This window comes from Oceanibaculum indicum P24, assembly GCF_000299935.1.
GTDB lineage: Bacteria > Pseudomonadota > Alphaproteobacteria > Oceanibaculales > Oceanibaculaceae > Oceanibaculum > Oceanibaculum indicum.
In genome coordinates this window covers 1-23,893 of the sequence record NZ_AMRL01000013.1, presented here as the reverse complement: position 1 = coordinate 23,893, position 23,893 = coordinate 1, and the positions used below count along the sequence as shown (strand labels likewise).

Genomic DNA, 23,893 nt, shown 5'->3' with positions numbered 1-23,893 from the left:
GCGTCAGTTGATGGCGCTGAGCTGGCTGGCCTTCAGCCGTTCCCGGTAATCGCTGAGGAAGGACTGGAAGCGCTCGACCTCCTGGAACCGCTGGGTCAGCGTCCGCAGATCGTTCAAATCGCCCGAGGTCGTGTTGGTGATCAGGCGGAAGGCCTCGCGGAAGCGGGTGGCGTCCATCGCCTGCGCGAAATTCTGCCGGATCAGCACCACCGCCGGGGTGTTCTCGCTCATCGAGGCGGAAATCGCCCAGTTCAGCACCAGCGTCGCCTCGCGCTCCGTCAGGTCGCGCTTGTCGGCCAGCGGATCGGCCAGCCGGGCGAACACCTCGGCGGCGCCGGCCCAATCCTGCTGCCGCCACAGGATATCGGCACGCAGCAGGTCGGCCTCGCGGCTGGTGTCCGGCTGCAGCAGGGTGATGGCCTGTTCGGGATTGCCGAGGTCGAACTGCGCCCGCGCCCGCAGCCGGTTGCGCTCGCGCGCCAGCTCCACCGGAATGCCGGGCACAGCACTCTCGTCCAGCGCGCCGACCGCCGCCTCGGGCCGACGGTCAAGCAGCCGGATGAGCGCCAGCCGGGCGCCGATCCGCGCCTTCTCCACCCCTTCCAGGCGGAACTTCACCTGACGGTCCAGCAGGTTGGCGGCACGGTCCAGCAGATCGACCGTCACCAGACGGTCAGCCAGACGCTGGATCATCTCGTTGCCGCGCGCACCGGGCGGCGTCAGCTCCCGGAAATCATCGTACAGCGCCAGCGCTGTCAGCGGCGGCATGCGCTCCGCACCGCCTTCCAGATAGAGTTTGGCGAAGGCGTCGGTCATGGTGCGCGCCAGGGTCGGCGTTTCCGGATGATTCGGGAACAGGGTCGCCGCCTCGCGCAGCGTCGCCAGACCGTTCCGGTAATCATTCTCCGCCAGATACAGGTCGCCCAGCCGGCGCAGCAGATCGAACTCCAGATCGTCGCCGCGCCAGGCGAAGCGCAGGCTTTCCAGCCGCTGCAGCGCATCGGCGTTGGAGATTTTGCCCTGCGCCAGCTCCTGCTCGATGATCGCGCGTGCCGCCCGCACCCGGGCCCAGCGGTCCGCGCCCTCGGCCAGCGGACGCCACAGCTCGAACGCCGCATCGGTATCGCCCGCCGCCTGCAGCACAAGCCCGCGCAGATAGTTGATGCGCGCCTGTTCGCTGTCGGTCGGCGTGCCGGCCGCCACCACGTTCAGGAACTGGCCAGCACCACGGTTGTCGCCGACGCGGATGGCCGCTTGGGCCGCCAGCAGCGCGATCTCCGTCGTGTAGTTACGCGGATAGTCGGCCGGAATCTCGCCGGCGCGGGCGAACTGCTCCACCGCCTCGTTCCACTTGCCGAGCGCCGCGAAGGCCGCGCCGCGCCACAGCGCCACCTCGCGGATACCATCCAGCGCCCGGTCGGAAAGGTCTTTCAACGCGTCCTCGTGGCGGCCCATCATGAACAGGGTAGCGCCGCGCAGCGCCTTGAAGCTGGGCAGGTTCGCATAGTCCGCATCGCCCTCCGCGATGATCCGGAGCAGCCCCATCGCCTCCGGCGCCAGGCCGTTGGCGAAGTAGAAGCGCGCGAGATCCATGCGCGGCTTGGTGCGTGCGATGCTGGTGGCATCGGCCAGGGCGAATTGCAACTGCTGCCGCTTGGGATAGAAACCCTGGCCGGGCGCCTGGTTGCCGCGCCATTCCTGCATGGCGAAAGGCTTGCCCTTGCGGATATCGCTGTCCGACGCAACTTCCCCGAAGGTCTCCGACCGTTCCGGCAGGTCGCGCGACAGCACCAGACCGTCGCCGCTGGTGATTGCGACACCATCCGGCAATTGCCGTACCGCCACGCCATCGGCAAGCGGCACCACGGCGATACCCTGCACCGTCGCCAGCAGCTCGAACTCGGCAAAGCGCCGGTCGCCCTCGATACCGCGCCCCAGCATCGACAGCGGCACGATATGCAGCTCGTCACCGACCTCCGGGTCGCGCACGACAACGGTCTCGCCAATGCCGGTAACGGGAATGAACAGGCGCGGCCCCTGCGGGCTGACCGGCTGCACCTCGGTCGCCAGCGCCACGTCGGGGCGCAGCGGCTGTGCGCGCAGCTCGATCACCCAGCTTGGCCCGTCGCGCCAGATCCGGGGATTGACGCCGGGGACCAGACGCGCGCGTGCCAGCGAGCCATTCGGTACCGGAACCTGCGTTAGTTCAGAGAAGATGCCCGCGTCGGTATCCGTCACCGCCGAGAAGTCGAAGCGACGCGCACCATCGAACACGATCCACAGATGCGCGGCACGGCGGAACACGGCCGCGGCGTTGGAATCCTCGAACTGGAAGCGCAGCGCCACCATGTCGCCCTCGCGGCGCAGCGTCACCGGTACCGGTGCGCCCTGTAGCTGCTCCAGCGGTACCGGGGCCTGGATTCGCGACGGCGCCAGGGATGAGGTCAGGGGTTGCGCCGCCGGCCCTGCTCCCGGGATCGGGCGGGCATCCGCCGTCTGCTGGCTGGTAACCGGCGTGACCGGCTGTGCGGGCAGCGACGGGCCGCGTTCCCCGGGCGGGCGGTCCTGTGGGCTGGCGGTTGCGGCGGAGGGAGGCTGGCCCGGAGTCTGAGCCTGCGGTGCCTGCTGGGGCGCCGCTGCTGGCTGGCCGCGCTCGCCGGCCGGCGGCTTGGGCGTCGGTGTGGGTGCAGTTGCCTGTTGGGAGGCCGGTCGGGTTTCCGGCGCGCCTCCGGAAGCAGGGTTCAGCACATCGACCACGATTCGCGTGCCACTGCGGAAATGCCTGAGCCGCGAATCGGGGGCGATCTGCAGGGTCACACCGCGCCCGTCGCCGCCTGTCGGTTCCACCCGCCGCACATTGCGCAGCGGCCGGCTGTTCAGCGTGCCGATCTCGTAGCTGGCCGGCCGGTCGAATCGCAGGGTTGCCTGCCCGTTCCGGCTGTCCACCGTGTAATCGACCGGCTGATTCCAGTCGAACACCAGACGGGAATAGCCGTCATGATCGGCGCCGCGCACCCTGAGGTCGGTGGCCGCCGGACTGGCTGGCACACTGGCTGGTGCCGGTTGCTGCGCATTGGCCGGCAGCGGGCTGGGTGGCGGCGCGGATTCTGCCGTCTCTGCCCCGCCCTGGCGCAGCAGGTCGAGCACGACCGAGGTGCCGATCTTGAAGCTGCGCAAGCCAAAATCGCCATTGGCCAGCACGAAGGACAGGGTGCGGCCGTCCGGTTCCAGCGATCCGCCGGCCAGGAAGCTGCGCAGATTGGCGAGCGCGCCGGAGATATCCGTGCGCAGCGGCCGGTCGAACCGGATGATGAGCGAACCATCCTCGACTGCCGCCGTGTATTCCACATTACCGGGCCAGTCGAACACCAGCCTTCCATAGCCTTCATGCAGGCCACCACGCACCGGCACCTGCACCGGTGCCGTCGTCTGTGCCGGGCTGCTGGCTGGCTGTCCGGTTTGCTGAGCAAGCGCCGGCAGCGGCGCGAGATACGCCGCACCAGTCAGGGCCGCCAGCAGGGCCCCAAGCAGGGAAAGGATCGCGGCGCGCCTCATGGCAGGATCGCGGCCTGCGACGGGTAGAGCACGATATCGACGCGGCGCGCCAGCGCCTCACGCCGGGGCGAGAGGATATCACGGGCGAGAAAAACGAAGCGCGTATCGGCGAATCCTTGAACGATCATAGGCTTATCATAACCCGATTCCAGCAGCGCCGTCGCTACGGACTGTGCACGCGCCAACGAAAGCTCCCAGTTGCTGCGATAGGGACCGGAGCGGATCGGCGCGGGATCGGTATGACCATACACATCCGTCCGGTTGCTGAGGTTGCCGAGCAGGCCGCCCAGCTCGAACAGGGCCCGGCGGGCCTGGTCGTTGAGGGCGGCACTGTTCAGCGCGAACAGCAGGTCGGACGGCATCGAGAGGATCAACCGGTCCGGAAAACGGTGAAGCACGGTTCGTGCCAACAGCGGATCGCTGTCGAGATGGCCGCGCAGCAGCGAGACCAGATAATCGAGGTTCAGGCCCGGTACGGTCTTGTCTTCGTCGATGGTCAGCGCGGTCGGCGGCGCCGGCTTCACGGTCTCCACATTCGGTGCCAGCCGGTCGGCCAGGGTGGCCGACAGCTCCTCCCAGTCTGCTGTCCTGGGGTTCGACATGGCAAACAGCATGATGAAGAAGGCCAGCAGCAGGCTGATGACGTCGAGAAAGGTCAGCAGCCAGAACGGCCCGCCGACCTTCGGCAGGATATGGAACGGGCTGTGCTGCGGCGGTGAATCTGGTGCGTTGGGGTTTTTGCCTGCACCACCATGCGGGCCGCTGTTCAGGCCAAAAAGCGGATCGGAGGGCATCAGCGGCTCTCCGGACCGAAGGTGACGGCAGTGCTGGCGCTGCTCCGGACATGGAACAGGAAGCTCATCTTCTGGCCATCGCCATTGCCGTTTCCGTTGCCAAGCCCATAGCCGATGGACAGCACGCTGGCCGGCGCGCCGGCCTGAACGAGCGCCTGCACCAGATTGGCAAGCCGCCGCATGGTTGGTGTCTCGGCATTTCCGCTGGCGCCGATGGCAGCCGGTTTTTCGGGAATCAGCAGTTCAAGCTCGATCCGTGCACCGGCAGGCGGGCGCTGCAGAATATCGGCAAGCTGATCAAGGAAGGGGGCGATTTGCGGATTCAGCCCCTCACCCGGCCCCTCGAACAGTTCCGCCAGCGGCACGGTCGCGCGGAAGCTGTCGGCCGGCGTCATGCGCGCCGTCGGCGACAGGGTGAACTGGCTTTCGAAAAGCGGACCCAGCCGGGCCGAGGCTTCGGCACCCTCGGCAAGGCCGCCGCTGGTCATGCGGTCGCCGCCGACCGTGCCGGACTTCAGGAAGGAGGGGAAACTGCGGTTTACCCCTTCCATCACCTCGCCGGCGCGCTGGTCCTCGAAGGTGGAGATGGATTGCAGCAGGATGAAGAAGGCCAGCAGGAGGAGATACAGGCTCAACAGAGCCTGGGCACTGGCCGCTGCGGGATTCTTCGTTTCGTTCTGCCCGTCTTCGCCCTGCATCGACTCCGGCCGCCCGTTAACCTAACTGGCGACAGTCTAGTCGAAACTCGCGAGAATTGCGTCGATATCTTCCTGCGAATTCGCATTGCCGGGCAATTGCGGGCCATTCAGCAGATCGGCATCCGGCCGGCCATCCTTGCCCTTGGGCTTTTCCGCGGCCGGCGGCTTCTTGGCAGCGCCGTCCTTCGCGTTATTGACCCCCGCGCCGAAAGCCTGGAGGAGCTGTTCGATCTTGTCCTCGATATGCTTCAGCGTGCCGACCACCTTGGTAATGCGCTGGCCGGTAATGTCCTGGAAGTTGCAGGCCTCGTAGATTTCGGTGACCGCATTCATGGTGCGCTCCGAATCCTCTTCCGACAGCTTGCCGGAGACTTCGGAGAACACCTCGCAGGCATCCAGAATACGGCCCGTCGCCTCCTCGGTGGCGCCGATCACCGCATCCAGCTCGTCGGTGGCACTCGGGATATGATGGTCGCGGATGTCTTCCGGGCGGATTTCCGCCAGGTCCTTGCGGGCATCACGGATGAAGCGCGCCAGATCCTCCAGCTCGCCATAGAGCTGCATGGCACCCGGCGACAGGTCGCCGCGCAGGTTGGACAGCATCTGCTCGACAACGGAGACCACCTCTTCCGTGGTCACGGCCGGACCGGCGGACGAATCGGCAGCGGCCTCGCCGGCAGGCTGCTTTGCCGAAAATTTCGACGGAACGGCCATGGCAGAACCCTCTGTCAGAAGTTCCCGATGACAGCCGTCAGCTTCATCTTCAGCGTGGCGGCGTTGAACGGCTTCACAATGTAATTGTTCACGCCGGCCTGCTTGGCGGCGATCACGTTCTCGGTCTTGCTTTCCGCCGTCACCATGATGAAGGGCGTATGTTTCAGCTTGGCGTCCGCGCGCACTTCCTTCAGGAGCTGCAGGCCGGTCATCGGCTCCATGTTCCAGTCGGAAATGACGAGCCCATAGCTCTTCTCGCGCATTTTCTTGAGCGCCATGCTGCCATCGGTGGCTTCATCGACATTATCGAAGCCGATCTGTTTCAGCAGATTGCGGATGATCCGGAGCATCGTGCGATAATCATCGACGATGAGGATATCCATGTTCATATCGACGCTCATTCATCACCTCGGTTTAAAGCGTAGGTTTGTGTGGTTAACGGGCGACGGGGGTCACTCTAGTCGCCGTTAATTAAACAAGAGTTAAAACGATCACGATCTTTTTTTAAGCGCCAGGCGGCGCCGGTTCCGCTGTAATTCCGCCACTGTTACCGCTACTGGGTCGGTTGCGCGCCAAGATCAGGCATCTGGCGACGCGATGCAATTTCCGCAGTCAGCTCATTGGCCCGTTTCGGGCTCATATCGGCGAGGATCGGCGCGACGCGGCGTTCGGCCATGCGCTCCACGACCTGGAGGAGGATGTTCATGTCCAGCTGGTCGAAGATGCGGGCCGCATCCTTGGGTTTCATCGCCTCGTAGATCTTCACGAGGCGCTGCACCTCCGCCTCTTCCTGTTCGTTATATTTCTTGATCAGCCCCTCGATGTCGGAGCGGATCGCATCCAGCTCGGCAATTTTCTTGTCGATACGCTGCTCGGCGGCTGCCAGCAGCCCCTCCTTCTGCACCAGCGTCTGCTCGCGCTGGTCCAGCTCATCGCGGCGGCGCGACAATTCCTGCAGCAGCTCGATTTCCGACCGGCTGAACAGGATCGGATCGACGGCGGTGCCGCCCGACGAAGCCCCACCCTGGCCCGTACCACCCTGGTTGGCCCCGTTCTGCTGATTTGTGGAAGGCTGACCTGCGGGCTGCTGATTGGCCGGTTGCTGCTGGTTCGCCGGTTGCTGGTTTGCGGGCGCCGGCTGCTGGGCCTGCTGGGCACGCACCGGCGCAGTGCCGATCCCGGCCTGCAGGCGGGAGACACCGTCCCAGATACCGCCCAGCTTCACGGTCAGCAGCAGCAGGGCGGCCAGAATCGTAACCGGCAACAGGCGTGGGATCGACAGCATCACTATTCCACTCGGTTCTTTCAGGCGGGCGCCACGCGCCCCTTCATATCTCAGCAGTTGTTGCTAGCGGGCCTCGCGGAGAGCACGCAGCAGGTCGCGCTCCGCCTTGGAACGGCCGGCCATATCCTCGTCCTCCTCGGGCGCCGGTCCCACCATCCTGTCCTGGCCCCGCTCCTGTCCGGGCGCAGCCTGAACTGGCGCGGCCGGGCGCGGTCGCCTGGGCATGGCAGCAGGCGTCTCTTCCGCGCGCGGCTCGCGCGCCGCCGAGATCCGGCCCGACAGCTTCTCCGACAGCGTGTCGCCACGCTCGATCATGAACACCAGCTCATCGCGCACGGCCATAGCCCTGTCGATGGGCTGCTGCAGCGACCGGCCGGCCTCTTCGGAAACCGCCTTCAGATGCTTGATGCTGGCTTCGGCGCGATGCGTGCACTCCACGAATCGGGCGATCTGCGCCTCCAGCTCCGCCCGGTCGGCGCGCAGCCGGCCCAGCTTGCGGTTCAGGATGGCGGCATAGACGATGGTGGCGACCAGCAAGGCAGCCACCAGCGTTTCCAGCAGCAGCGACATTTCCAGGCCCATCATGCGCCCATCCCTTCCCGTGGCGGCCGGCGGCGTGCCGGCGGCTCCATGCTACATCTTGCGATGACGCTTCTCGATGCGAATGGCGATATCGGTTCCCTTGCGGCCCATGCGGCCGCCGAACAGGGTGACGTTGCCGCAGCGCAGATCGATGGTCGAATCCGCCTCGGTGTTCAGCAACATGCGGCTGCCGACCTTCCAGTTCAGCACGTCGCCCAGCGGCACCGGCACTTCGTCCAGCACCGCTTCCAGCTCGACATCGGTGTGCCACAGCTCGGTCGCCAGATGGCCTTCCCAGATCGAGTCACGGCCGAACTTCTCGCCCATGAACATCTGCAGCAGCAGCTCACGTACCGGCTCCAGCGTCGCGTAGGGCAGCAGCAGCTCCAGCCGTCCGCCGCGATCCTCCATATCGATGCGCAGGCGCGCGACGATGGCGGCGTTGGCCGGGCGGGCAATGGTGGCAAAGCGCGGGTTGGTCTCCAGACGCTCGAAGCGGAAGGTCACCGGCGACAGCGGGTCGAAGGCCGCCGACAGGTCGGACAGCACGACGTTGATCAGCCGCTCGACCAGATTGCGCTCGATGGTGGTGTAAGGCCGGCCCTCGATACGCATCGCCGCCGTGCCGCGCCGGCCGCCCAGCAGCACGTCGACGATGGAATAGATCATCGCCGAATCGACCACCAGCAGGCCGAAATTGTCCCATTCGTCGGCCTTGAACACGCCCAGCATGGCGGGCAGCGGGATCGAGTTCAGATAATCGCCGAAGCGGATCGAGTTGATGTTGTCGAGCGAGACCTCGACATTGTCCGAGGTGAAATTGCGCAAGCTGGTGGACATCATGCGGACAAGGCGATCATAGACCACCTCCAGCATCGGCAGGCGTTCATAGGACACCAGCGCCGAATTGACGATGGCGTGGATGCCGGAATTGTCGCCCGAGCCGTCGCCATCCTCGTCGAAGCCGAGAAGCGAATCGATCTCCGCCTGGTTCAGGACACGGGCTGTAGCCTCATCCTCATCGCCGCCCATGGCGGCGGCCATATCCTCGTCGTCCTCGCCCGCGGCGGCCCATTCGTCAGCCAGGGCATCCTGGTCGTTGCTCATCTTGCCTCCGTCTTGTCCCGGCGCCGCATCCGCTACTGCACCAGCATCTCGCGGAACAGCACGTCACGCACGCGCGCCGGCCGCACCGCCAGATTCACCCGCCGCAGCAGCTCCTCGCGCAGGCGGTACATGCCGGCGGAACCCTGAAGATCCTCGATCCGCAATTCACGCAGATAGACCTGGAAATTATCGATGATGCGCGGCATCACCTCGTTGATCCGGGCGATATCGGACGGGTTCTGCAGCTCCAGGCTGATGTTCATCTTCAGGAAAGTGGAGCGCCGGCCGGTGCTGTTCAGATTCACGATGATTTCCGGCAGATCGAAGAACACGGCCTGCGCCGGCGGCGGCGGCGGCGGTGCCTCCTGGGCGGTATCCACCGGCGCCGGGTCGGAGCCGAGCAGGCCGGAGAAATAGACGCCGACGGCCGCGCCGATCAGCAGCAGCAGCGGCAGCACGATGAAAAGGATCAGCTTCTTACCGCTGAACTTTTTCTTCGGCGGGCCTTCACCGCCTTCTTCAAAATCCTCGCCGACCGCGTCAGCCGCCATCTTCTTCTACCTGTCCGTCACTCTTGCGGAGCCGCCCGGAGCGGGCGGCCTGCGCCTTGGGTGCGACGCCCGGATTGGACGCCTGAAAACCGATGGAGCAAAAATCGTGCCTTCCCTGGCCATACGCCGGGCCGCATCGTGTCCGGCGATCCGGCATGGCTTCATACATAACGCTTTTTGCAGTTTAGCGGAATCACGTCTGTGTTGAAAGGATTGGCTGCCGCGTAACCCCATACCTTGTCGTTTTTTAAATGCCGACCGCGTGATCTTGTGGTCCCACACCGCCGCGGCGGCAGCGCCCGGCAAAGAGTACCCCTCCCCCTGCCACGCTGTGCGATACGGCTTGGCAAGATTTGCCGGGCAAAGCCTGCCGCAACATGCCCACGCCGTCCCCAGAACCGGATTCTCTCCAGAAAAGTGGCGGATTTCCTGGCGTTTTCGTTTTGGCACACCTCCTGCATCTGGTTTGGCGAGCCCGAGGTGCCGGACCGTTACCGGCCATCGAACCAGGCAGGAGAGACACGATCATGGAAGCCACTTCGTTCATCGCCTTGTCACGTCAGAGCGCATTGCAGCGCGAGATGTCCACGATCGCGAACAATATCGCCAACGTGAACACGGCCGGCTTCAAGGGGCAGCGCGTGCTGTTCGCCGAATATCTGGAGCAGCCCCGCTTCGGTGAGAAGCTGTCCTATGTGATCGACAAGGCGATTGCCTTCGACATGTCAGAAGGCGCGCTGCAGACCACTGCGAACGATTATGACCTGACGGTGACTGGCGATGGCTTCTTCGTCGTCGAGACGCCGGCGGGCCCGCGCTATACGCGCACCGGCAGCTTCAAGCCGAACGAGAATGGCGAGCTTGTCACCACCGAGGGCTATGCGGTGCTCGACAGCAACAACAACCCGGTCTCGATCCCGATGGATCAGGGGCCGCTGCTGGTCGATGAGTTCGGCTTCATCCGCACCCAGGACGGTGTCGAGATCAGCCAGATCCAGATCGTCGGCTTCGACAACCCGCAGACGCTGCAGCGCGCCGGCACCAACCTGTTCGTCTCCCTGGAGGAGCCGATTGAGCCGCAGAATTCGCGGGTCGTGCAGGGCGCGCTGGAAAGCTCCAACGTGAATGCGGTCGGCGAGATCACGCGGATGATCGACATTCACCGCAGCTATGAACGCACCTCCAACCTCATCCAGCAGGAGCATGACCGGATGCGCGATGGTATCCGCCGGCTCGGCAAGCCGAATAACGGCGCCTAAGACCTGACCGCACGCACTTAACGGCCATAAGCCAGATACGGAGTAGAAATCATGCGATCCCTTAATATTGCCGCCACCGGCATGCAGGCGCAGCAGATCAATGTGGAGGTCATCTCCAACAACATCGCCAACATGAGCACGGTCGGCTTCAAGCGCATGCGGCCGGAATTCCAGGACCTGCTCTACCAGGATCTGCGCCGGGTCGGCGCCCAGTCCGCGCAGGAAGGCAATGTCGTGCCCTCCGGCCTGCAGATCGGTGTCGGTGTCCGTGCTGCGGCCACCTACCGGATCAACGAGCAGGGCAACCTGATGCTGACCGACAACCAGCTCGACGTCGCCATCCAGGGCGAAGGGCTGTTCCGCATCGAACTGCCGAATGGCGAGATCGGCTATACCCGCGACGGTTCCTTCCAGCTGAACCCGGAAGGCCAGCTCGTCACCGCCGACGGCTTCCTGGTGCAGCCGGCCATCGCCGTGCCGCAGAACGCCGTGTCGGTTACCATCAATGCCAGCGGCGAGGTTCTGGCGAAGCTGGACAACCAGGTCGAACTGCAGAATCTCGGCCGGATCGATCTGGCGGTGTTCCCGAACATGGCCGGCCTTGAGGCCATCGGTAACAATTTGCTGGTCGAATCCCCGGCCTCCGGCGCGGAAATCGCCGGCAATCCGGGCGAGCCGGGCTATGGCACGCTGCTGCAGGGGTACCTTGAGACCTCGAACGTGAACCCGGTGACCGAGATCACCTCGCTGATCACCGCGCAGCGCGCCTACGAGATGAACTCCAAGGTCATCGAAGCCACCGACCAGATGATGCAGACCGTCACCCGCCTGCGCTGATCCCGGATCAGGCGCGAGCGGCTAAGCGACACACGCGGAAGAAGGAGCAGACATCATGCGAGCCAACCATAAGACCGCCCCCCGGAACACTTCTGGGCAGCTTCGGATGCGCGGCCTGGGTCTCGCCGTCCTGGCCCCCATGCTTGTGGCTCCCCTGCTGGGTCTGGCCACGCTGCCCGCATCGGCGCAGCAATACCAGACGCGCGACCGTGTGCTGGCGCCGGCTGCCGCCCTGCTGCCGGTGGCGCTGCAGAACGTCACGATGGTGCAGGGGCGCGAGGTACGCCTCGGCCACCTGTTCGCCGGCATCTCCGACGATCGGAACAGCATCATCGATCATGCGCCCCAGCCCGGCGAGCGCCGTATCTACACCGCCAGCCATCTCTATGCCCTGGCGCAGCAGCATGGCCTCGACTGGCGGCCGAACAGCCCGCTGGACAAGGTCGCCATCGAACGCGCCAGCGTGGTCGTGCCGGCGGAGGAGATCGAGCGCGAGATCCGCGATGCGCTGATCACCCAGGACCGGTTCGAGGAGATCGACGTCGATCTGTTCAACCGCAGCGTCCAGCTGCATATCGCGACCGACCGGCCGATGACCATGCGGGTCGAGCAGCTGAGCTACGACAAGCGCTCGCAGCGCTTCCAGGCCACCATCACCGCCCCGGCGAACGATCCCGAGGCGCAGAGCGTGCAGGTCACGGGCCGCGTCTATACGCTGATCGATGTGCCGGTGCTGGCCCGCGCCGTGCTGCCGGGTGCGGTAATCCAGCAGAGCGACGTCGCCTGGAAGAAGGTGCGGCAGGCCAGCCTGGCCGGCAATATCGTCGCCCAGCCAGAAGACATCATCGGCACGGTCACCCGCCGCCCGCTGGCCGCGAACCGCCCGCTGCGCAGCACCGACCTGAAGCCGAACCTGCTGACCACGCGCGGCGACCGCGTCACCATCGTGGCCACCACCGCCAACATGCGGCTGACCGCCACCGGCATCGCCATGCAGAACGGCGCCGAGGGCGACCTGATCCAGGTCACCAATACCGGCTCGAAGAAGATCATCCAGGGCAAGGTCGTCGGGCCGAACCTCGTCGAGGTCGTCACCCGCGGCCAGGTGGCCCTGAACTGAACAGACGAAAAGTAACGGGCGGCCGCCCTTACCGCCCCTTTGACTGCCCCTAGCTTGCCTGAAGAAGGATAGTTGCCATGACCACCACGAAACCCCACAGCCCGAAGCGCAGCCGCGCACTCCTGCTCGCCTGCACCGCTCTTGCCGCGCTCAGCCTGTCGGCCTGCGGCGCCGGCGAGCGGCTGAGCCAGGTCGGCAAGGCGCCGGGCCTCAGCGGCATCGACAACCCGACCCACTCCAGCAACTACACCCCGGTCAGCATGCCGATGCCGGAGATGCGGCCGCAGGTGCGCCAGGCGAATTCGCTGTGGAGCATGGGTTCGCGGGCCTTCTTCAAGGATCAGCGCGCATCCCAGGTCGGCGACCTGATCACCGTCATCATCGAGATCGCTGATAACGCGCAGCTCTCGAACACCACCGCGCGCACCCGCGCCAACAGCGAGGATGCTGGGCTGACCGGCCTGTTCGGCCTGGAAGCCGAACTCGGCAAGGTGCTGCCCGACGCCGTGAACCCCGGCAATCTGCTGGGCCTGGAAAGCGGCAGCAGCAGCACCGGCACCGGCACCATCAACCGCCGGGAGGCGATCAATCTGCGGGTCGCCGCCGTGGTCGCCCAGAAGCTGCCGAACGGCAATATGGTGGTCTATGGCAAGCAGGAAGTGCGGGTGAATTTCGAGGTCCGCGAACTGATCGTCGGCGGCATCATCCGGCCGGAGGATATCAGCTCGACCAACACCATCGATTATGACCGTCTGGCCGAGGCGCGCATCGCCTATGGCGGCCGCGGCCACATCACCGATGTGCAGCAGCCGCGCTACGGCCAGCAGGTGATGGACATCATCATGCCGTTCTAAAGACGGCAGCAGATTTTGCCGGCAGAAGGCCGGACAGGCGGCAAGCGGAAGCAGAATGCCCAGGGCAGAAGGTTCTGGCCCGCCCCGCCGGAAGGCAAGTATCTAAAGGGCAAGCGACGGCCGGCAGAAGGCTGAACCGAAAGACCGCCTCCCGAAACCGGGGCCAGGCGGTCTTTTTATTTTCGGGCAAGCAAAGCAAAGGCCGCACCTTGCGATGCGGCCTTTGTAATTGTCCGATCCGGGGGCGGGATCAGTCGTCGCGGTGGGTGCGTTCCATCCGCTCGTGCCGCTCCTGCGCCTCAAGGCTCAGCGTGGCGATGGGTCGTGCCTCCAGCCGGCGCAGGCTGATCGGCTCGCCCGTCTCCTCGCAATAGCCGTAGCTGTCATCGTCGATCCGCTCCAGCGCGGCATCGATCTTGGCGAGCAGCTTGCGCTCGCGATCCCGGGTACGCAGCTCGATGGCATGCTCGGTCTCCAGCGAGGCGCGGTCAGCCATGTCCGGCTGCTGCAGATTTTCCTGGCTGAGATGGTCGAGGGTCTGCCCCGCTTCCACCAGAATCTCCTGTCGCCATCGCAACAGCTTCTGGCGGAAATACTCCCGCTGCATCGGATTCATGAACGGCTCGTCCTCGGACGGCCGGTAGTCGGGGGGCAGCAAAGGCGATGCTGACATACTCCACTCCACGCTACGCAGAACCGAAAGCGCGCGGAGTATAGGGATCGCACTGCCCCTGAACAAGAGTAAGTTTTATTAAATGGAAAGCCGGCGAAAAATCGAAATAAAGTAATGAATTTCAGTATTTAATAATATAGGAACGCTAGCTGTCGCGGCCCAGTTTGGCCAGCTCGACGCGCACCCGCAGCTCGATGTCGTCCAGGATTCCGGCAAGACGCGGATCGAGATCGCGCTCGCGCTGCCGCTTCACCATGTCGGAAAGCTGTTCCAGGCGGGCGAGCGGGATTCCACCCAGCAGCAGGCCGTGGCGGATCTCGTCCAGCCGGCTCAGCATATCCTCGCCATGCTGGCGCGCGCGGCGCTCGGGCCGCTCGTCCACCTGCTGGACGGCCAGCAGGGAATCGACGCCAGACACACCGGAGACGGGCTGGGCGGAGCCGGACTCCTCCGTCGCGCTCAGATGACGCGCGAACTCGGCGCCACGGCCCTTGGCCTTGTCAGACCGGCGGGCGGCGTCGGACCGAATGGGGCCTGTTGAACCGACTTTCATTTTCTCTCCGTCCCAATGCCTCTATATATGGCCATATAAGCCGGCGGATCAACAAATTACACTGGTACCGCAAGGCATATCGGCGGGATCGGCAATTTTTTCCGCCTGGGGTCCGCGACCCGGAACGCCTTGCCCGCCGGCATGCCCCCGGCCCGGCCCGATCCTGGACCTGATCCGCGGGAAGCGGCGGAATTCCGGGCCCTTCTGCCGCCGCCCGCCACCTGCCAAGCGCTGGCACGCTTTTCGCATATGAGGTGGCGAGACATTACGCCAGGCTTGCACGCACGAGGAAGCGACATGCTGCGATCAATCCGGAAGACCCTGTTTTCGACGGCGCTCGCCGCCCCCCTGCTGGTGGTGGCCACGTTCCTGCTGGCTGCCGCGCAGCCTGCCGCCGCCAATTCGCGGATCAAGGACATCGCCAGCTTCGAGGGCGTGCGCGACAACATCCTGGTCGGCTACGGCCTCGTGGTCGGGCTGAACGGCACGGGCGACGATCTGACCAAGTCGATCTTCACCCGCGAAAGCCTGGTCGGCATGCTGGAGCGCCTGGGCGTGAATGCCCGCGATAACGGGCTGGAAGTGGATAATATCGCCGCCGTGATGGTCACGGCCACGCTGCCGCCCTTCGCCCGCCAGGGCACCCGCATCGACGTGAACATCTCCACCATCGGCGATGCCTCCAACCTGCTGGGCGGTACGCTGCTGGTCACGCCGCTGATCGCCGCCGATGGCGAGGTCTATGCCGTGGCGCAGGGCCCGGTGGCCGCCTCCGGCTTCTCCGCGCAGGGCGCCGCCGCCTCCATCACCCGTGGCGTGCCGACCGCAGGCCGGATCGCCAATGGCGCCATCGTGGAGCGCGAGATCGACTTCAAGATGACCGAGATGGAGTCGGTGAAGATCTCCCTGCGCAACCCGGATTTCACCACCTCGCGGCGCGTGGCCCAGGCGATCAACGCCTTCCTCGGCCAGCCGATCGCGCAGCCGCTGGACCCGGCGACCGTGCGCATGGCGCTGCCGCAGCAATACGCCAACAACGCGGTTGGCCTGATCACCGATATCGAACAGCTGCGCGTCTCGCCGGACTATATCGCCAAGGTGGTGATCGACGAGAAGTCGGGCGTCATCGTGATGGGCGAGAATGTGCGCATCAGCACCGTCGCCATCGCCCAGGGCAACCTGACGATCCGCATCACCGAGACGCCGCAGGTCTCGCAGCCCAACCCGTTCAGCGATGGCGGCCAGACCGTGGTCGTGCCGCGCACCCAGATCGAGGTGGACGAGCAGGCCGACCGCCGGCTGACCGTCATGCCCTCCGGCGTCACGCTGCAGGAGCTGGTCGATGGGCTGAACGCGCTGGGTGTCGGTCCGCGCGACATGATCTCCATCCTGCAGGCGATCAAGGCGTCCGGCGCGCTGCAGGCCGAAATCGAGGTGATCTGATGAGCACCGCGTCCTCCAGCCCGATCGACCTGTCGCTGGCCACCAGCCAGGCGACCAGCGGGCGCCCGACCATCCCGACCGGCCCCGGCATGACCGCCGACAAGGCCCGCAAGGCGGCGGAGGAATTCGAGGCCGTCTTCATCTCGGAAATGCTGAAACCGATGTTCGAATCGCTGCCGACCGACGGCCCCTTCGGCGGCGGCCCGTCCGAAGGCATCTGGCGCTCCCTGCTCGTCACCGAGATGGGCAAGGAAATCTCCAGGCGCGGCGGGTTCGGCATCGCCGACAATGTGCAGGCCGAAATGCTGAGACTACAGGAGACAGGCAAATGAACGCCGCATTCACCGCCATGACGCTGGCTCAGGAGGCACCGCCCCCGCCGGTCAACCTGAACCGCTTCGTCGAGGTCATCGACCGTCTGATCGAGGTGCTCAGCCGCGAGACCCAGCTGCTGGAAAAGCGGCTGCTGAAGGAGATCGCGACGCTGCAGACGGAAAAGACCATGGCGTCGAACGATTATGTGAAGCTGCAGACCGCCCTGCAGCAGAACCCCGCGCCGGTGAACCAGGCGCCGGAGGAGCAGCGCAGCCTGCTGCGCGAGAAGATGGACGCACTGCAGGCGCTGGTCAGTCGCAACATGATGGCACTCGCCAGCGCCGTTGAAGCCGGCGAGCGCGTCTTCAAGGTCATCAAGGACGCCGTGCAGACCAGGCGCGCGGAAACCGGCGGCTATACCGCCACCGGCAATTTCAGCTACGGCGTCAGCACGCCCAAGCACGACAAGGTGTCGATCGCCGTCAACCGCGAGATCTGACACACGCCCTTCCCGCCCCTCTCGTTAGCCAGCAGGGGCAGGAGACACGGCCCGGACCGCAGAACGCGGACCGGGCCGTTATCGTTTGGATTGCTGAAAAAGTCCGACCGCGCTCAGGCCTCGATGTCGAGCAACTGGCCCACAGGCCCTGCTGTAGCGCTGGATGGCTGCCTTATCGGTGCCGTTTCCGCCGGGGCGGGCTGCGGGGTGCCACCCGTTGCAGTGGCGGCTTCCGTCTGACCCGTGGCCGTAGCCTCAGGTGTCTCCCGACCAGATGCTGTCGGCACTGGGGCCGGATCGCCCTGGCCTGCTGTCTCAGGCTCGCCGGACTGCCCCGGCAGGGTGCTCTGGCGCACCTGCTCGAACAGGCTGTAGAGCTTCACCGCGCTTTCGAGCGGCACCTGGCGGGTGGTGTCGCCGGAGACGAAGGCGCGCTGCTCGAAGAACAGGGTGCTGGTACTGTCGTCGAAGCGATAGACCGGGCTGAGATAGCCATTGCCCCAGACCTGGGGACCGTCCACCTCGGTCGGCCCCGGGGGACGCGGCCGGGAGAGCGGTTCCTCTGACGGGCCTCCATTGGCAGGAATACGGGCGGTATTGGTGCGAAGCGGCTCAGCATTGTTCCGGGCCACCGGCTGGGTGCCGGCGCCGAAAGCCTCGCCTGATCCAATGCCGCTGATCACGCCTGTCTCTCCTGCTCTCGTCGCTTCCTGTTAAAGGACGCTTTTTATATATAAGCGAATGAGCGCAGATCACAACAGGCAGCGCCGCCCCCACTGAGGAGGCGGCGCTATAGCAAGCTCTGACGGGGGACAAAACCCTGACCGTCACCCCCGGTCTTGTACCGGGGGTCCAGGCTTCCGCTTGCTGGATGTCCGCCTGAGCAGGCTGAACCCTGGATTCCCGCAACAAGTGCGGGAATGGCGAATGAGGGGACTTCACCGCCTGCGCGCACCTTTCCTAAATCAAACATCGTCCGCCCGATAAATCGAAGCGGACGATGCGTAAAGGCGCAGATAGCGATAAAGCCGAAAAAGGCCTTAGATGAAGTTCACCAGGCTGAGATTGGCGAGCTGCGCCGTCACCTGGTAGGAGCCCTGAAGCTGCACCTGCAGGCGCTGCAGCTCGGTGATCGCCTCATAGACGTCGGCATCCTGGATCTCGGAAATGCTCTGGGTCAGGATATCGATGGTCGAATCATGGCCCAGACGGGTGGTCTCCATCTTCTGGCGCTGGATGCCCAGCTGGCCGACCGCGCCATTTACCGCGTCGTCGCCCTGCTCGATGAAGCCGCGCGCATTTTCGTAGGCCGTATCGAAGCTGCCCTGCGCCGTGCCCTCCAGATCGTCGTAGCGCGACACCGAGAGCGACGTCATCAGATAGCCCTTCAGCACAGTGCGGAAGGCATCGTCATCGGCGGTCACGCCATAGGTCAGTTCCTGGTTGGCGTCGATCCGCACTGCCACCTGGTCGCTGGAGCCGGACTGGTAATAGGTGGCAGCGCCGGCTGGCGCGATGCCGAGATATTCGTCCACCGCCGCCTCGATATCGGCAGGCGTGATCGGCTGGGTGCCGACCGGGAAACCGTTGGCGACCAGCACCGCCTCGGCATCGGCAATGATATCCGCCGCGGTATCGTCAACCGGCTTGGTCGCGAGCTCGTAACCGGAGAACAGGAAGCGCCCCTCGAACTGCGTGTTCAGCGCGCTGATCGTGGTGCCGATGGCCTCTTCCGCGCGGGTCAGCACATTCTGCCGAACCGACGTATCGTTCATATAGGGGAAGGTGGCGATATTGTCGGCGCGCAGATCCTTGGCGATGTCGCTGACCTGCAGCATCGCCGCATCCATCACCTTGGCGCGCCGTTCGGCCGCCACGATGCTGTCCACATAGGTGGACAGGCTGCTCTTCGCCTGGTCGAAATCCAGCAGCTTCTTGGCTTCGCCGCCAAGGCCGCTGAAGACCTGGGACTTGTAGCCGCTGGCGATCTGCTGCTCGACGGTCTGCAGCCGCGCCTGGGTTTCCAGCGTCTGGTTGCGGATCAGCAGGGTCTGGGCGAGGTTGGCGATCCTCATGGCTCTCTTCCTCTTTCAGTCCGTCTCATTCAGCCCATCCGGCGTCAGCGCCGGATGTTGATCAGCTGGTCAAACGCCTCGGTAATGGTGGAGATCACCCGCGCCGAGGCGGCATAGGATGTCTGCAGCTGGATCAGCGTCGAGATTTCCTCGTCGATATTGACCCCGCTCTCATTCTTCAGCCGCTGGTCGAGCGACAGCTTCAACCCCGATTCGAAGTTCAGCTGCGCCTGCACGCTGGCCCGGGTCTGGCCCTGAAAGGCAACGATACCGGCGGAATAGCTCTGCAGCGTCACGCCGGTGCCGACATCCAGGTTCAGGCCGGCGCCCGGCCCCGCAAGGCCGGGCTCGGTCGTGGTGAAGGCGCGCGGCGTCTCGAACATGGTCAGGATCGACTGCAGGACGGCCGTGTCACCGGTGTTCAGGCTTTCCGCCACCACCGTCGCCGGGTCGGAGCCTTCGCGCAGGCGCCAGGGCTCGTCCACGATGTCCTGGTTGATCGTCATGCGCTGTGAGAAGCCGACCACATTCACGTCGTCGGCGCCGCGCACGAAGGTCGCGCCATTGTCCATGAACAGCTCGACCCGGTTATCGTAGGGCGGTGCCGCCGGCGGTGGCGTGCCGGTGCCCTGGAACGCCTCTGCCATGGTCGCAGCCAGCTCGTCGAGCTGGCCCTGCGCCTGCACCAGCCGGCTGTCGCGCATCTCCAGCAGGCCACCGATCTTGCCGCTGGTGGTCTCCGCCGTGATATCGACGCCGTTCAGCGTGAGGCCGCCGACATTGGCGGGATAGCGCGAGGACGGATCGAAATTCGCCGTGGTGGAGAATTCCAGCGCGAAATCCTCATACTCGACCAGATAGCGGCTGCTTTCGGTCATGATGACCATCTTGCCGTCGCTCTGCTCGAAATAACGGATGCCGATATTCTCCGCGACCGTCTGCAACTCCATGTCGCGCAGATCTTCCAGGTCGGCCGTGCTCTTGCCCTGCGCCTGGCGGCGCGCGATCTCGTCGTTCAGCGACTTGATGTTGGCCAGCGCCGCATTGGTATCGGCAACGGCGGTCGCGATCTCGGCATCGGCCCGGGCGCGCTGATCCTGGATCTGCTGCGACAGGTCGCTCATCGTGTCGATGAAGTTCTGCGCCTCGCCCAGTACCTTCTGCTGTGTGGTCAGATTTTCCGGGTTAGCGTACAGCTGCTCGAAGCTGTTGCGCAGCAGGTTCAGCCGGCCGGCGATGGAATCATTCTCGGACGGCTTGCCGAAGGACAGCTCCAGCTCCGCCAGCGCCTTGTCCACAACGGTCAGCCGCGCCTCGTTGGAGATCGCGGTTTCCAGTTCGCGGCGCAGCCCGGCATCCACAGTGCGGCGGATTTCCGCCAGATAGGCGCCCGCCCCTTCGCCACGGATGACGGTGGGGAGCTGCTGCGCGCTCTTGCGGGTATAGCCTTCGGTATTCGCATTGGTGACGTTGCGCGCGACGATATCCAGCCCGCCCTGCGCAACGCGCAGACCGCTGAGGGAATTTTGCAGGGCGATATCGAGGCTCATCGCTGACTTCTCCTAATGTCCCCGGTCAAAACCGGGCAGGAACTACCGCAAAGACATCCAAGCAAGAAACGGGCCACATCCCTCATCAGCCGCCGAACAGCTGCAGGATCACCTGCGGACGCTGGTTGGCGATGCTGAGAGTCTGGGTGCCGAGCTGTTGCTTCACCTGGATGGCCTGCAGCCGCGCCGATTCCTTGGCGAGGTCGGCATCGACGATGTCGCCCAGGCCAGTCGTCGTCGCATCGTCCAGCACGCTGATGAACTGGTCCTGAAAGCTGATTGTTCGGCTGTCGGCGCCAAGATTGCCCAGCACCGTGTTGACCGTGCCGATATAGGTGTTGATGGCGTCCAGCGCCGACGTCGCATTGGCAACAGAGTCGAGGTTGGTGTTGGTCGCCAGGTCGTCCTGGCCGGCCGCCAGGTCGTTCGCGCGCACCGGAATGGTGGCGCCGTCGATATTGCTGATGACATTCACGTCGGTGGCACCGCTGACCAGCAGGTTGCGGCTGTTATAGGTGGAATTCTCGATCAGCCGCTCGATCTGAGCGATCAGCTCCACATAGTCGGCCGCCAGAATCGCCTGCTGTTCGGAGGTGTTCGCCGGGTTCATGCCCTCGATCACCTTCTTCTTGATGTCGCCCAGCAGGTCCGAGATCGTCGTGACGCCGGCCAGGGTCACCGTCAGCAGGCCCTTGGCGTTGGAAATGCCCTGCGACACCGCCGAATAGGACTTCAGGTCGCTGCGGATGCCCTGCGCGATGGAAAAGCTGGAAGCGTCATCGACAGCACCCGTGACCTTAAGGCCGGTGGAAATGCGGTCCTGGACGGTATCCAGCTCCCGGTTCGTCGCGTTGAGCGCCTGCAGGGCGACCAGAGCCGAGGTGTTGGTGTTGATCGAATTGACCGGCATGTCTGAACTCCCAAACCGATGCCATGTTCTCTTTGGCTAGGGAGAGAGCAAACGCGATGCCAGTTCGGCGAATTAACATAACTATATGTTTTTGAATAATAATTTATTGAAAACAGGCAACGGCGAGGAAGCATGCCGCACGCTCCCGGCAATTCTTGCCGCCCCATCAGGGTACCCCAGGGGGAGAATGTGCCGGGCGCGCAGACGGGCGGCGCAGACTGTCGAAAGCAGTCCGAAACAACAATGCCCGCCCCTTTTTCAAGGACGGGCATCAACGGCTTGTCATTCACGTATGGGCAGGCGCTCTAGCGCAGCCCTTCCATGATGATGGTATTGATTTCAATCAGGGATTTGATGTCGCTGTCGCCATCCATAACGCGATAGGTCTCGCGCAGCACCCAGACGCCAACCTTCACCATGGAGGCCCGAAGATCGGCCGGCAGCTGGTTATCGTCGGCCTTCAACTCGATGATGAGATTGTCCCAGACCTTCTTGTTCCACAGCAGGGCGTCAACCATCTGCTGCTTCGCATCCGGGTTCTGGTCGGCCGCAATCAAGGCTGCGGTCACCTCTCCCAGCAGCCGGTGCTCGGCGCTGCGCGGGCTGATCGTGGTTCTGGCGGCTTTCTGATAGGCACTGTAGCCGTACATGGATTACCCCGCCCTGGCAGCCCCGGAAGACGACTCGGCGAGCGACAGGACCTCCTTCTCGAACAGCACCAGCGCCCGGCAGGCCTGCAGCGCCTCATGGAGCCGCCCGCTATCGACGCACTGCATGATGATGCGCAGATTCTCGCGGACTTCCTTGATGGTCGTCGCCTGCAGCAGTTCGATCATCCGGTCCATAAACGGCAGGTAGGTTGCGTCAAAACTCGACGCATCAAGATACATCACCAGCAACAGGAAATAGATGCGCTTGGCCGGGGTTGTCGCCTCGTCCTCGTTCATCAGTTCGTCTTCGGTGAGGACCGGGGTCTTCAGGTCCAGCTCAAGGCTCTGGCCATCCGGGCCCATGCGGACCACCACGCCGTTCACGACCAGCTTCTGTCCCGGCCGCAAGGGCACGGTCTTGAATTCATCGGTCACGCGACGCCCCCTTCTCTGCCCCGGCGATTCTCCCGCACTGGCCAGCCGGTATTGCATACCAGCTTACAGCCAGCGCGGGGGCATCGTCTAGGAGCGGATAGACATCCCGTAGGCCTTGCCGCCCTGGCTGGTGCCATAGCCGCGGATCGGCGTATTGGCGGGAACGGCCGCTGCCAGCGCCTCTTCCGGCATCTGCTGCGGGCTTGCCGAGGAGGATGTCGGAGCCGGCATGGAAGACGCTGTCGCGCCCTTTTCATCATCGACGCCCGTCGCCGGCGGCTTCAGGCCCTGCATGATGATCTGGTTGATCTCGATCAGCGTGCTGCAATCCGTCTTGCGGTCCATGACGCTGCGGACTTCCTTGTTCACCCAGACGCCGATATTGACCAGGGAGACCCTCAGCTCCTTCGGCAGCTTGTTCTCATCATGGGTCAGATCGACCATCAGATGATCCCAGATCTGCTTGTTCCAGTAGGCCGCATCGACCCGTGCCGGAAAGCGCGCAGCATCGGGCTTCTTTTCCGCCTCGATCATTGCCGCCGTCACCATGCCGAGCAGACGATATTCGAGGGCGCGCGGATTTTCCGTCACGGAGTTCGCGCGCTGATAAGCGCCGTAATTCCCTACCATAGTATTCACCTTTCTCACGTCGGCTTTACAGCCATTTCCAGGTCCGATGGTTCGACCTCGCCGCCGAAGGATTTCAACAGCTCTTCCTCGAACTTCATCAGTGCCTTGCAGGCTTTCATGGCCTGGAAGAATCGCTTTTCCTGAACATCCCGGAAAATCACCATCAGCGTATCGCGAACCTGCGGCAGCGTTGTCGTGCGCAGCAGTTCGATCATCCGATCCATATACTCGTTGTAGTAGCTTTGGTAATTTTCCTGATCTAAGTACATAAGCATTAAGGAGAAGTAAATTCGCCGGACCGGCGTATTCGCTTCCTCCGGTTGCATGATGTCCTTCTCGCGCAGGAAGGTCGCCTGGTTCTGCAGCACGATGTAGCTCGCACCCTCACCCATGGTGATGACCGCGCCATTGATGACGATTTTTTCGCCAGGCTTGACATTGATTTTCAGTGCCATGTCCACATCCTCGGGTTTGGCCGCTTGCGCCACTTGAAAAAAGCACGGGATCGTCCGATCCCGGCCTTTACCTTACCAGAACTGGCGTTACTGGAACAGGCTGAGCAGGATCGACGGCCGCTGGTTGGCGATGCTGAGCGACTGCGAAGCCAGCTGCTGCTGGATCTGCAGGGCCTGCAACTTCGCCGATTCCTTCGCAAGGTCAGCATCGACGATGGACCCCAGGCCCACTTCCACGGCATCGGAAATCTTGCCGATGAAATCGTCCTGGAAGTTCAGCTTGCGGGTATCCGCACCGATATTGCCCAGCGCCGTGTTCACCGCCGATTCGAAGGTGGCCAGCGCATCC

The 23,893-nt window shown here is 64.2% G+C and carries 27 protein-coding genes; 7 read left to right on the top strand and 20 right to left on the bottom strand.

Features of this window, described 5'->3' with window-relative positions:
* Positions 1 to 3 precede the first annotated feature (3 nt).
* The 9 genes from P24_RS11055 to P24_RS11015 all read right to left on the bottom strand — a co-directional run bounded on the left by P24_RS11055 (position 4) and on the right by P24_RS11015 (position 9,286).
* A complete protein-coding gene (locus P24_RS11055) occupies positions 4 to 3,555 on the bottom strand; it encodes a tetratricopeptide repeat protein (RefSeq protein WP_008944806.1) in 3,552 nt (1,183 codons plus the stop codon).
* Entirely contained in the window at positions 3,552 to 4,349 is a 798-nt protein-coding gene (locus tag P24_RS11050) for an OmpA/MotB family protein (RefSeq protein ID WP_008944805.1), read from the bottom strand. Before P24_RS11050 ends, P24_RS11055 begins: the two co-directional genes overlap by 4 nt.
* A complete protein-coding gene (locus P24_RS11045) occupies positions 4,349 to 5,047 on the bottom strand; it encodes a hypothetical protein (protein ID WP_008944804.1) in 699 nt (232 codons plus the stop codon). Before P24_RS11045 ends, P24_RS11050 begins: the two co-directional genes overlap by 1 nt.
* Positions 5,048 to 5,083: 36 nt before the next feature.
* A complete protein-coding gene (locus P24_RS11040; protein WP_008944803.1) occupies positions 5,084 to 5,761 on the bottom strand; it encodes a protein phosphatase CheZ in 678 nt (225 codons plus the stop codon).
* A gap of 14 nt (positions 5,762 to 5,775) precedes the next feature.
* Complete coding sequence (locus P24_RS11035) at positions 5,776 to 6,162, bottom strand: response regulator (protein WP_008944802.1); 387 nt, start codon at positions 6,160 to 6,162, stop codon at positions 5,776 to 5,778.
* A 152-nt stretch (positions 6,163 to 6,314) separates the two neighbouring features.
* Positions 6,315 to 7,046, bottom strand: coding sequence for a MotE family protein (locus P24_RS11030; RefSeq protein ID WP_008944801.1), 732 nt, complete (start codon positions 7,044 to 7,046; stop codon positions 6,315 to 6,317).
* Between the two features lie 63 nt (positions 7,047 to 7,109).
* Positions 7,110 to 7,631, bottom strand: a complete 522-nt coding sequence (locus tag P24_RS11025; RefSeq protein ID WP_008944800.1) for a DUF6468 domain-containing protein — start codon at positions 7,629 to 7,631, stop codon at positions 7,110 to 7,112.
* A 48-nt stretch (positions 7,632 to 7,679) separates the two neighbouring features.
* Positions 7,680 to 8,735: a flagellar motor switch protein FliM gene (gene fliM / locus P24_RS11020; protein ID WP_008944799.1), complete on the bottom strand. Its 1,056-nt coding sequence runs from the start codon at positions 8,733 to 8,735 to the stop codon at positions 7,680 to 7,682.
* A 32-nt stretch (positions 8,736 to 8,767) separates the two neighbouring features.
* Entirely contained in the window at positions 8,768 to 9,286 is a 519-nt protein-coding gene (locus tag P24_RS11015) for a flagellar basal body-associated FliL family protein (protein WP_008944798.1), read from the bottom strand.
* Positions 9,287 to 9,813: 527 nt separating this feature from the next.
* Here P24_RS11015 and flgF point away from each other — a divergent pair.
* The 4 genes from flgF (at position 9,814) to flgH (ending at position 13,356) form a co-directional block, all read left to right on the top strand.
* Entirely contained in the window at positions 9,814 to 10,545 is a 732-nt protein-coding gene (gene flgF / locus P24_RS11010; protein WP_008944797.1) for a flagellar basal-body rod protein FlgF, read from the top strand.
* A 51-nt stretch (positions 10,546 to 10,596) separates the two neighbouring features.
* On the top strand, positions 10,597 to 11,382 hold the full coding sequence (gene flgG, locus P24_RS11005; RefSeq protein WP_008944796.1) for a flagellar basal-body rod protein FlgG: 786 nt from the start codon (positions 10,597 to 10,599) through the stop codon (positions 11,380 to 11,382).
* Between the two features lie 106 nt (positions 11,383 to 11,488).
* Positions 11,489 to 12,502, top strand: coding sequence for a flagellar basal body P-ring formation chaperone FlgA (gene flgA / locus P24_RS11000; RefSeq protein WP_008944795.1), 1,014 nt, complete (start codon positions 11,489 to 11,491; stop codon positions 12,500 to 12,502).
* Positions 12,503 to 12,579: 77 nt separating this feature from the next.
* A complete protein-coding gene (gene flgH / locus P24_RS10995; protein WP_008944794.1) occupies positions 12,580 to 13,356 on the top strand; it encodes a flagellar basal body L-ring protein FlgH in 777 nt (258 codons plus the stop codon).
* Positions 13,357 to 13,606: 250 nt separating this feature from the next.
* Here the strand turns inward: flgH and dksA are convergent, their stop codons facing one another.
* Positions 13,607 to 14,029 carry an RNA polymerase-binding protein DksA gene (dksA, locus tag P24_RS10990; RefSeq protein WP_008944793.1) on the bottom strand — a complete coding sequence of 141 codons (423 nt, stop codon included), beginning with the start codon at positions 14,027 to 14,029 and terminating at the stop codon, positions 13,607 to 13,609.
* 145 nt (positions 14,030 to 14,174) lie between these two features.
* Positions 14,175 to 14,582: a flagellar assembly protein FliX gene (locus P24_RS10985; RefSeq protein WP_008944792.1), complete on the bottom strand. Its 408-nt coding sequence runs from the start codon at positions 14,580 to 14,582 to the stop codon at positions 14,175 to 14,177.
* Positions 14,583 to 14,879: 297 nt separating this feature from the next.
* Here P24_RS10985 and P24_RS10980 point away from each other — a divergent pair, with 297 nt between their 5' ends.
* Genes P24_RS10980 through P24_RS10970 form a run of 3 tightly spaced genes read left to right on the top strand, consistent with a single transcriptional unit; the run spans position 14,880 to position 16,839 of the window.
* Positions 14,880 to 16,025, top strand: a complete 1,146-nt coding sequence (locus P24_RS10980) for a flagellar basal body P-ring protein FlgI (RefSeq protein WP_008944791.1) — start codon at positions 14,880 to 14,882, stop codon at positions 16,023 to 16,025.
* Complete coding sequence (locus P24_RS10975; RefSeq protein ID WP_008944790.1) at positions 16,025 to 16,357, top strand: rod-binding protein; 333 nt, start codon at positions 16,025 to 16,027, stop codon at positions 16,355 to 16,357. The genes P24_RS10980 and P24_RS10975 overlap by 1 nt, the downstream gene beginning before the upstream one ends.
* Positions 16,354 to 16,839 carry a flagellar protein FlgN gene (locus tag P24_RS10970; protein WP_008944789.1) on the top strand — a complete coding sequence of 162 codons (486 nt, stop codon included), beginning with the start codon at positions 16,354 to 16,356 and terminating at the stop codon, positions 16,837 to 16,839. The genes P24_RS10975 and P24_RS10970 overlap by 4 nt, the downstream gene beginning before the upstream one ends.
* 113 nt (positions 16,840 to 16,952) lie before the next feature.
* Here P24_RS10970 and P24_RS10965 read toward each other — a convergent pair whose 3' ends face one another.
* The 9 genes from P24_RS10965 to P24_RS10925 form a co-directional block, all read right to left on the bottom strand.
* Positions 16,953 to 17,522: a hypothetical protein gene (locus P24_RS10965; RefSeq protein ID WP_008944788.1), complete on the bottom strand. Its 570-nt coding sequence runs from the start codon at positions 17,520 to 17,522 to the stop codon at positions 16,953 to 16,955.
* Between the two features lie 357 nt (positions 17,523 to 17,879).
* Positions 17,880 to 18,914 (bottom strand): flagellin, encoded by a 1,035-nt coding sequence (locus P24_RS10960; protein ID WP_008944787.1) that lies wholly within the window; start codon positions 18,912 to 18,914, stop codon positions 17,880 to 17,882.
* Positions 18,915 to 18,958: 44 nt separating this feature from the next.
* A complete protein-coding gene (flgK, locus tag P24_RS10955; RefSeq protein WP_008944786.1) occupies positions 18,959 to 20,464 on the bottom strand; it encodes a flagellar hook-associated protein FlgK in 1,506 nt (501 codons plus the stop codon).
* 85 nt (positions 20,465 to 20,549) lie between these two features.
* Positions 20,550 to 21,374 carry a flagellin gene (locus P24_RS10950; protein ID WP_008944785.1) on the bottom strand — a complete coding sequence of 275 codons (825 nt, stop codon included), beginning with the start codon at positions 21,372 to 21,374 and terminating at the stop codon, positions 20,550 to 20,552.
* Positions 21,375 to 21,679: 305 nt separating this feature from the next.
* Positions 21,680 to 22,024, bottom strand: a complete 345-nt coding sequence (gene flaF, locus P24_RS10945) for a flagellar biosynthesis regulator FlaF (RefSeq protein WP_008944784.1) — start codon at positions 22,022 to 22,024, stop codon at positions 21,680 to 21,682.
* A 3-nt stretch (positions 22,025 to 22,027) separates the two neighbouring features.
* Complete coding sequence (locus P24_RS10940) at positions 22,028 to 22,459, bottom strand: flagellar biosynthesis repressor FlbT (protein ID WP_008944783.1); 432 nt, start codon at positions 22,457 to 22,459, stop codon at positions 22,028 to 22,030.
* Between the two features lie 87 nt (positions 22,460 to 22,546).
* Positions 22,547 to 23,089: a flagellar biosynthesis regulator FlaF gene (gene flaF, locus P24_RS19245; protein WP_008944782.1), complete on the bottom strand. Its 543-nt coding sequence runs from the start codon at positions 23,087 to 23,089 to the stop codon at positions 22,547 to 22,549.
* A 14-nt stretch (positions 23,090 to 23,103) separates the two neighbouring features.
* Positions 23,104 to 23,544 carry a flagellar biosynthesis repressor FlbT gene (flbT, locus tag P24_RS10930; protein WP_008944781.1) on the bottom strand — a complete coding sequence of 147 codons (441 nt, stop codon included), beginning with the start codon at positions 23,542 to 23,544 and terminating at the stop codon, positions 23,104 to 23,106.
* An 87-nt stretch (positions 23,545 to 23,631) separates the two neighbouring features.
* Positions 23,632 to 23,893, bottom strand: a 262-nt coding sequence (locus P24_RS10925; RefSeq protein WP_008944780.1) for a flagellin, incomplete at its 5' end; no start/stop codon positions are given.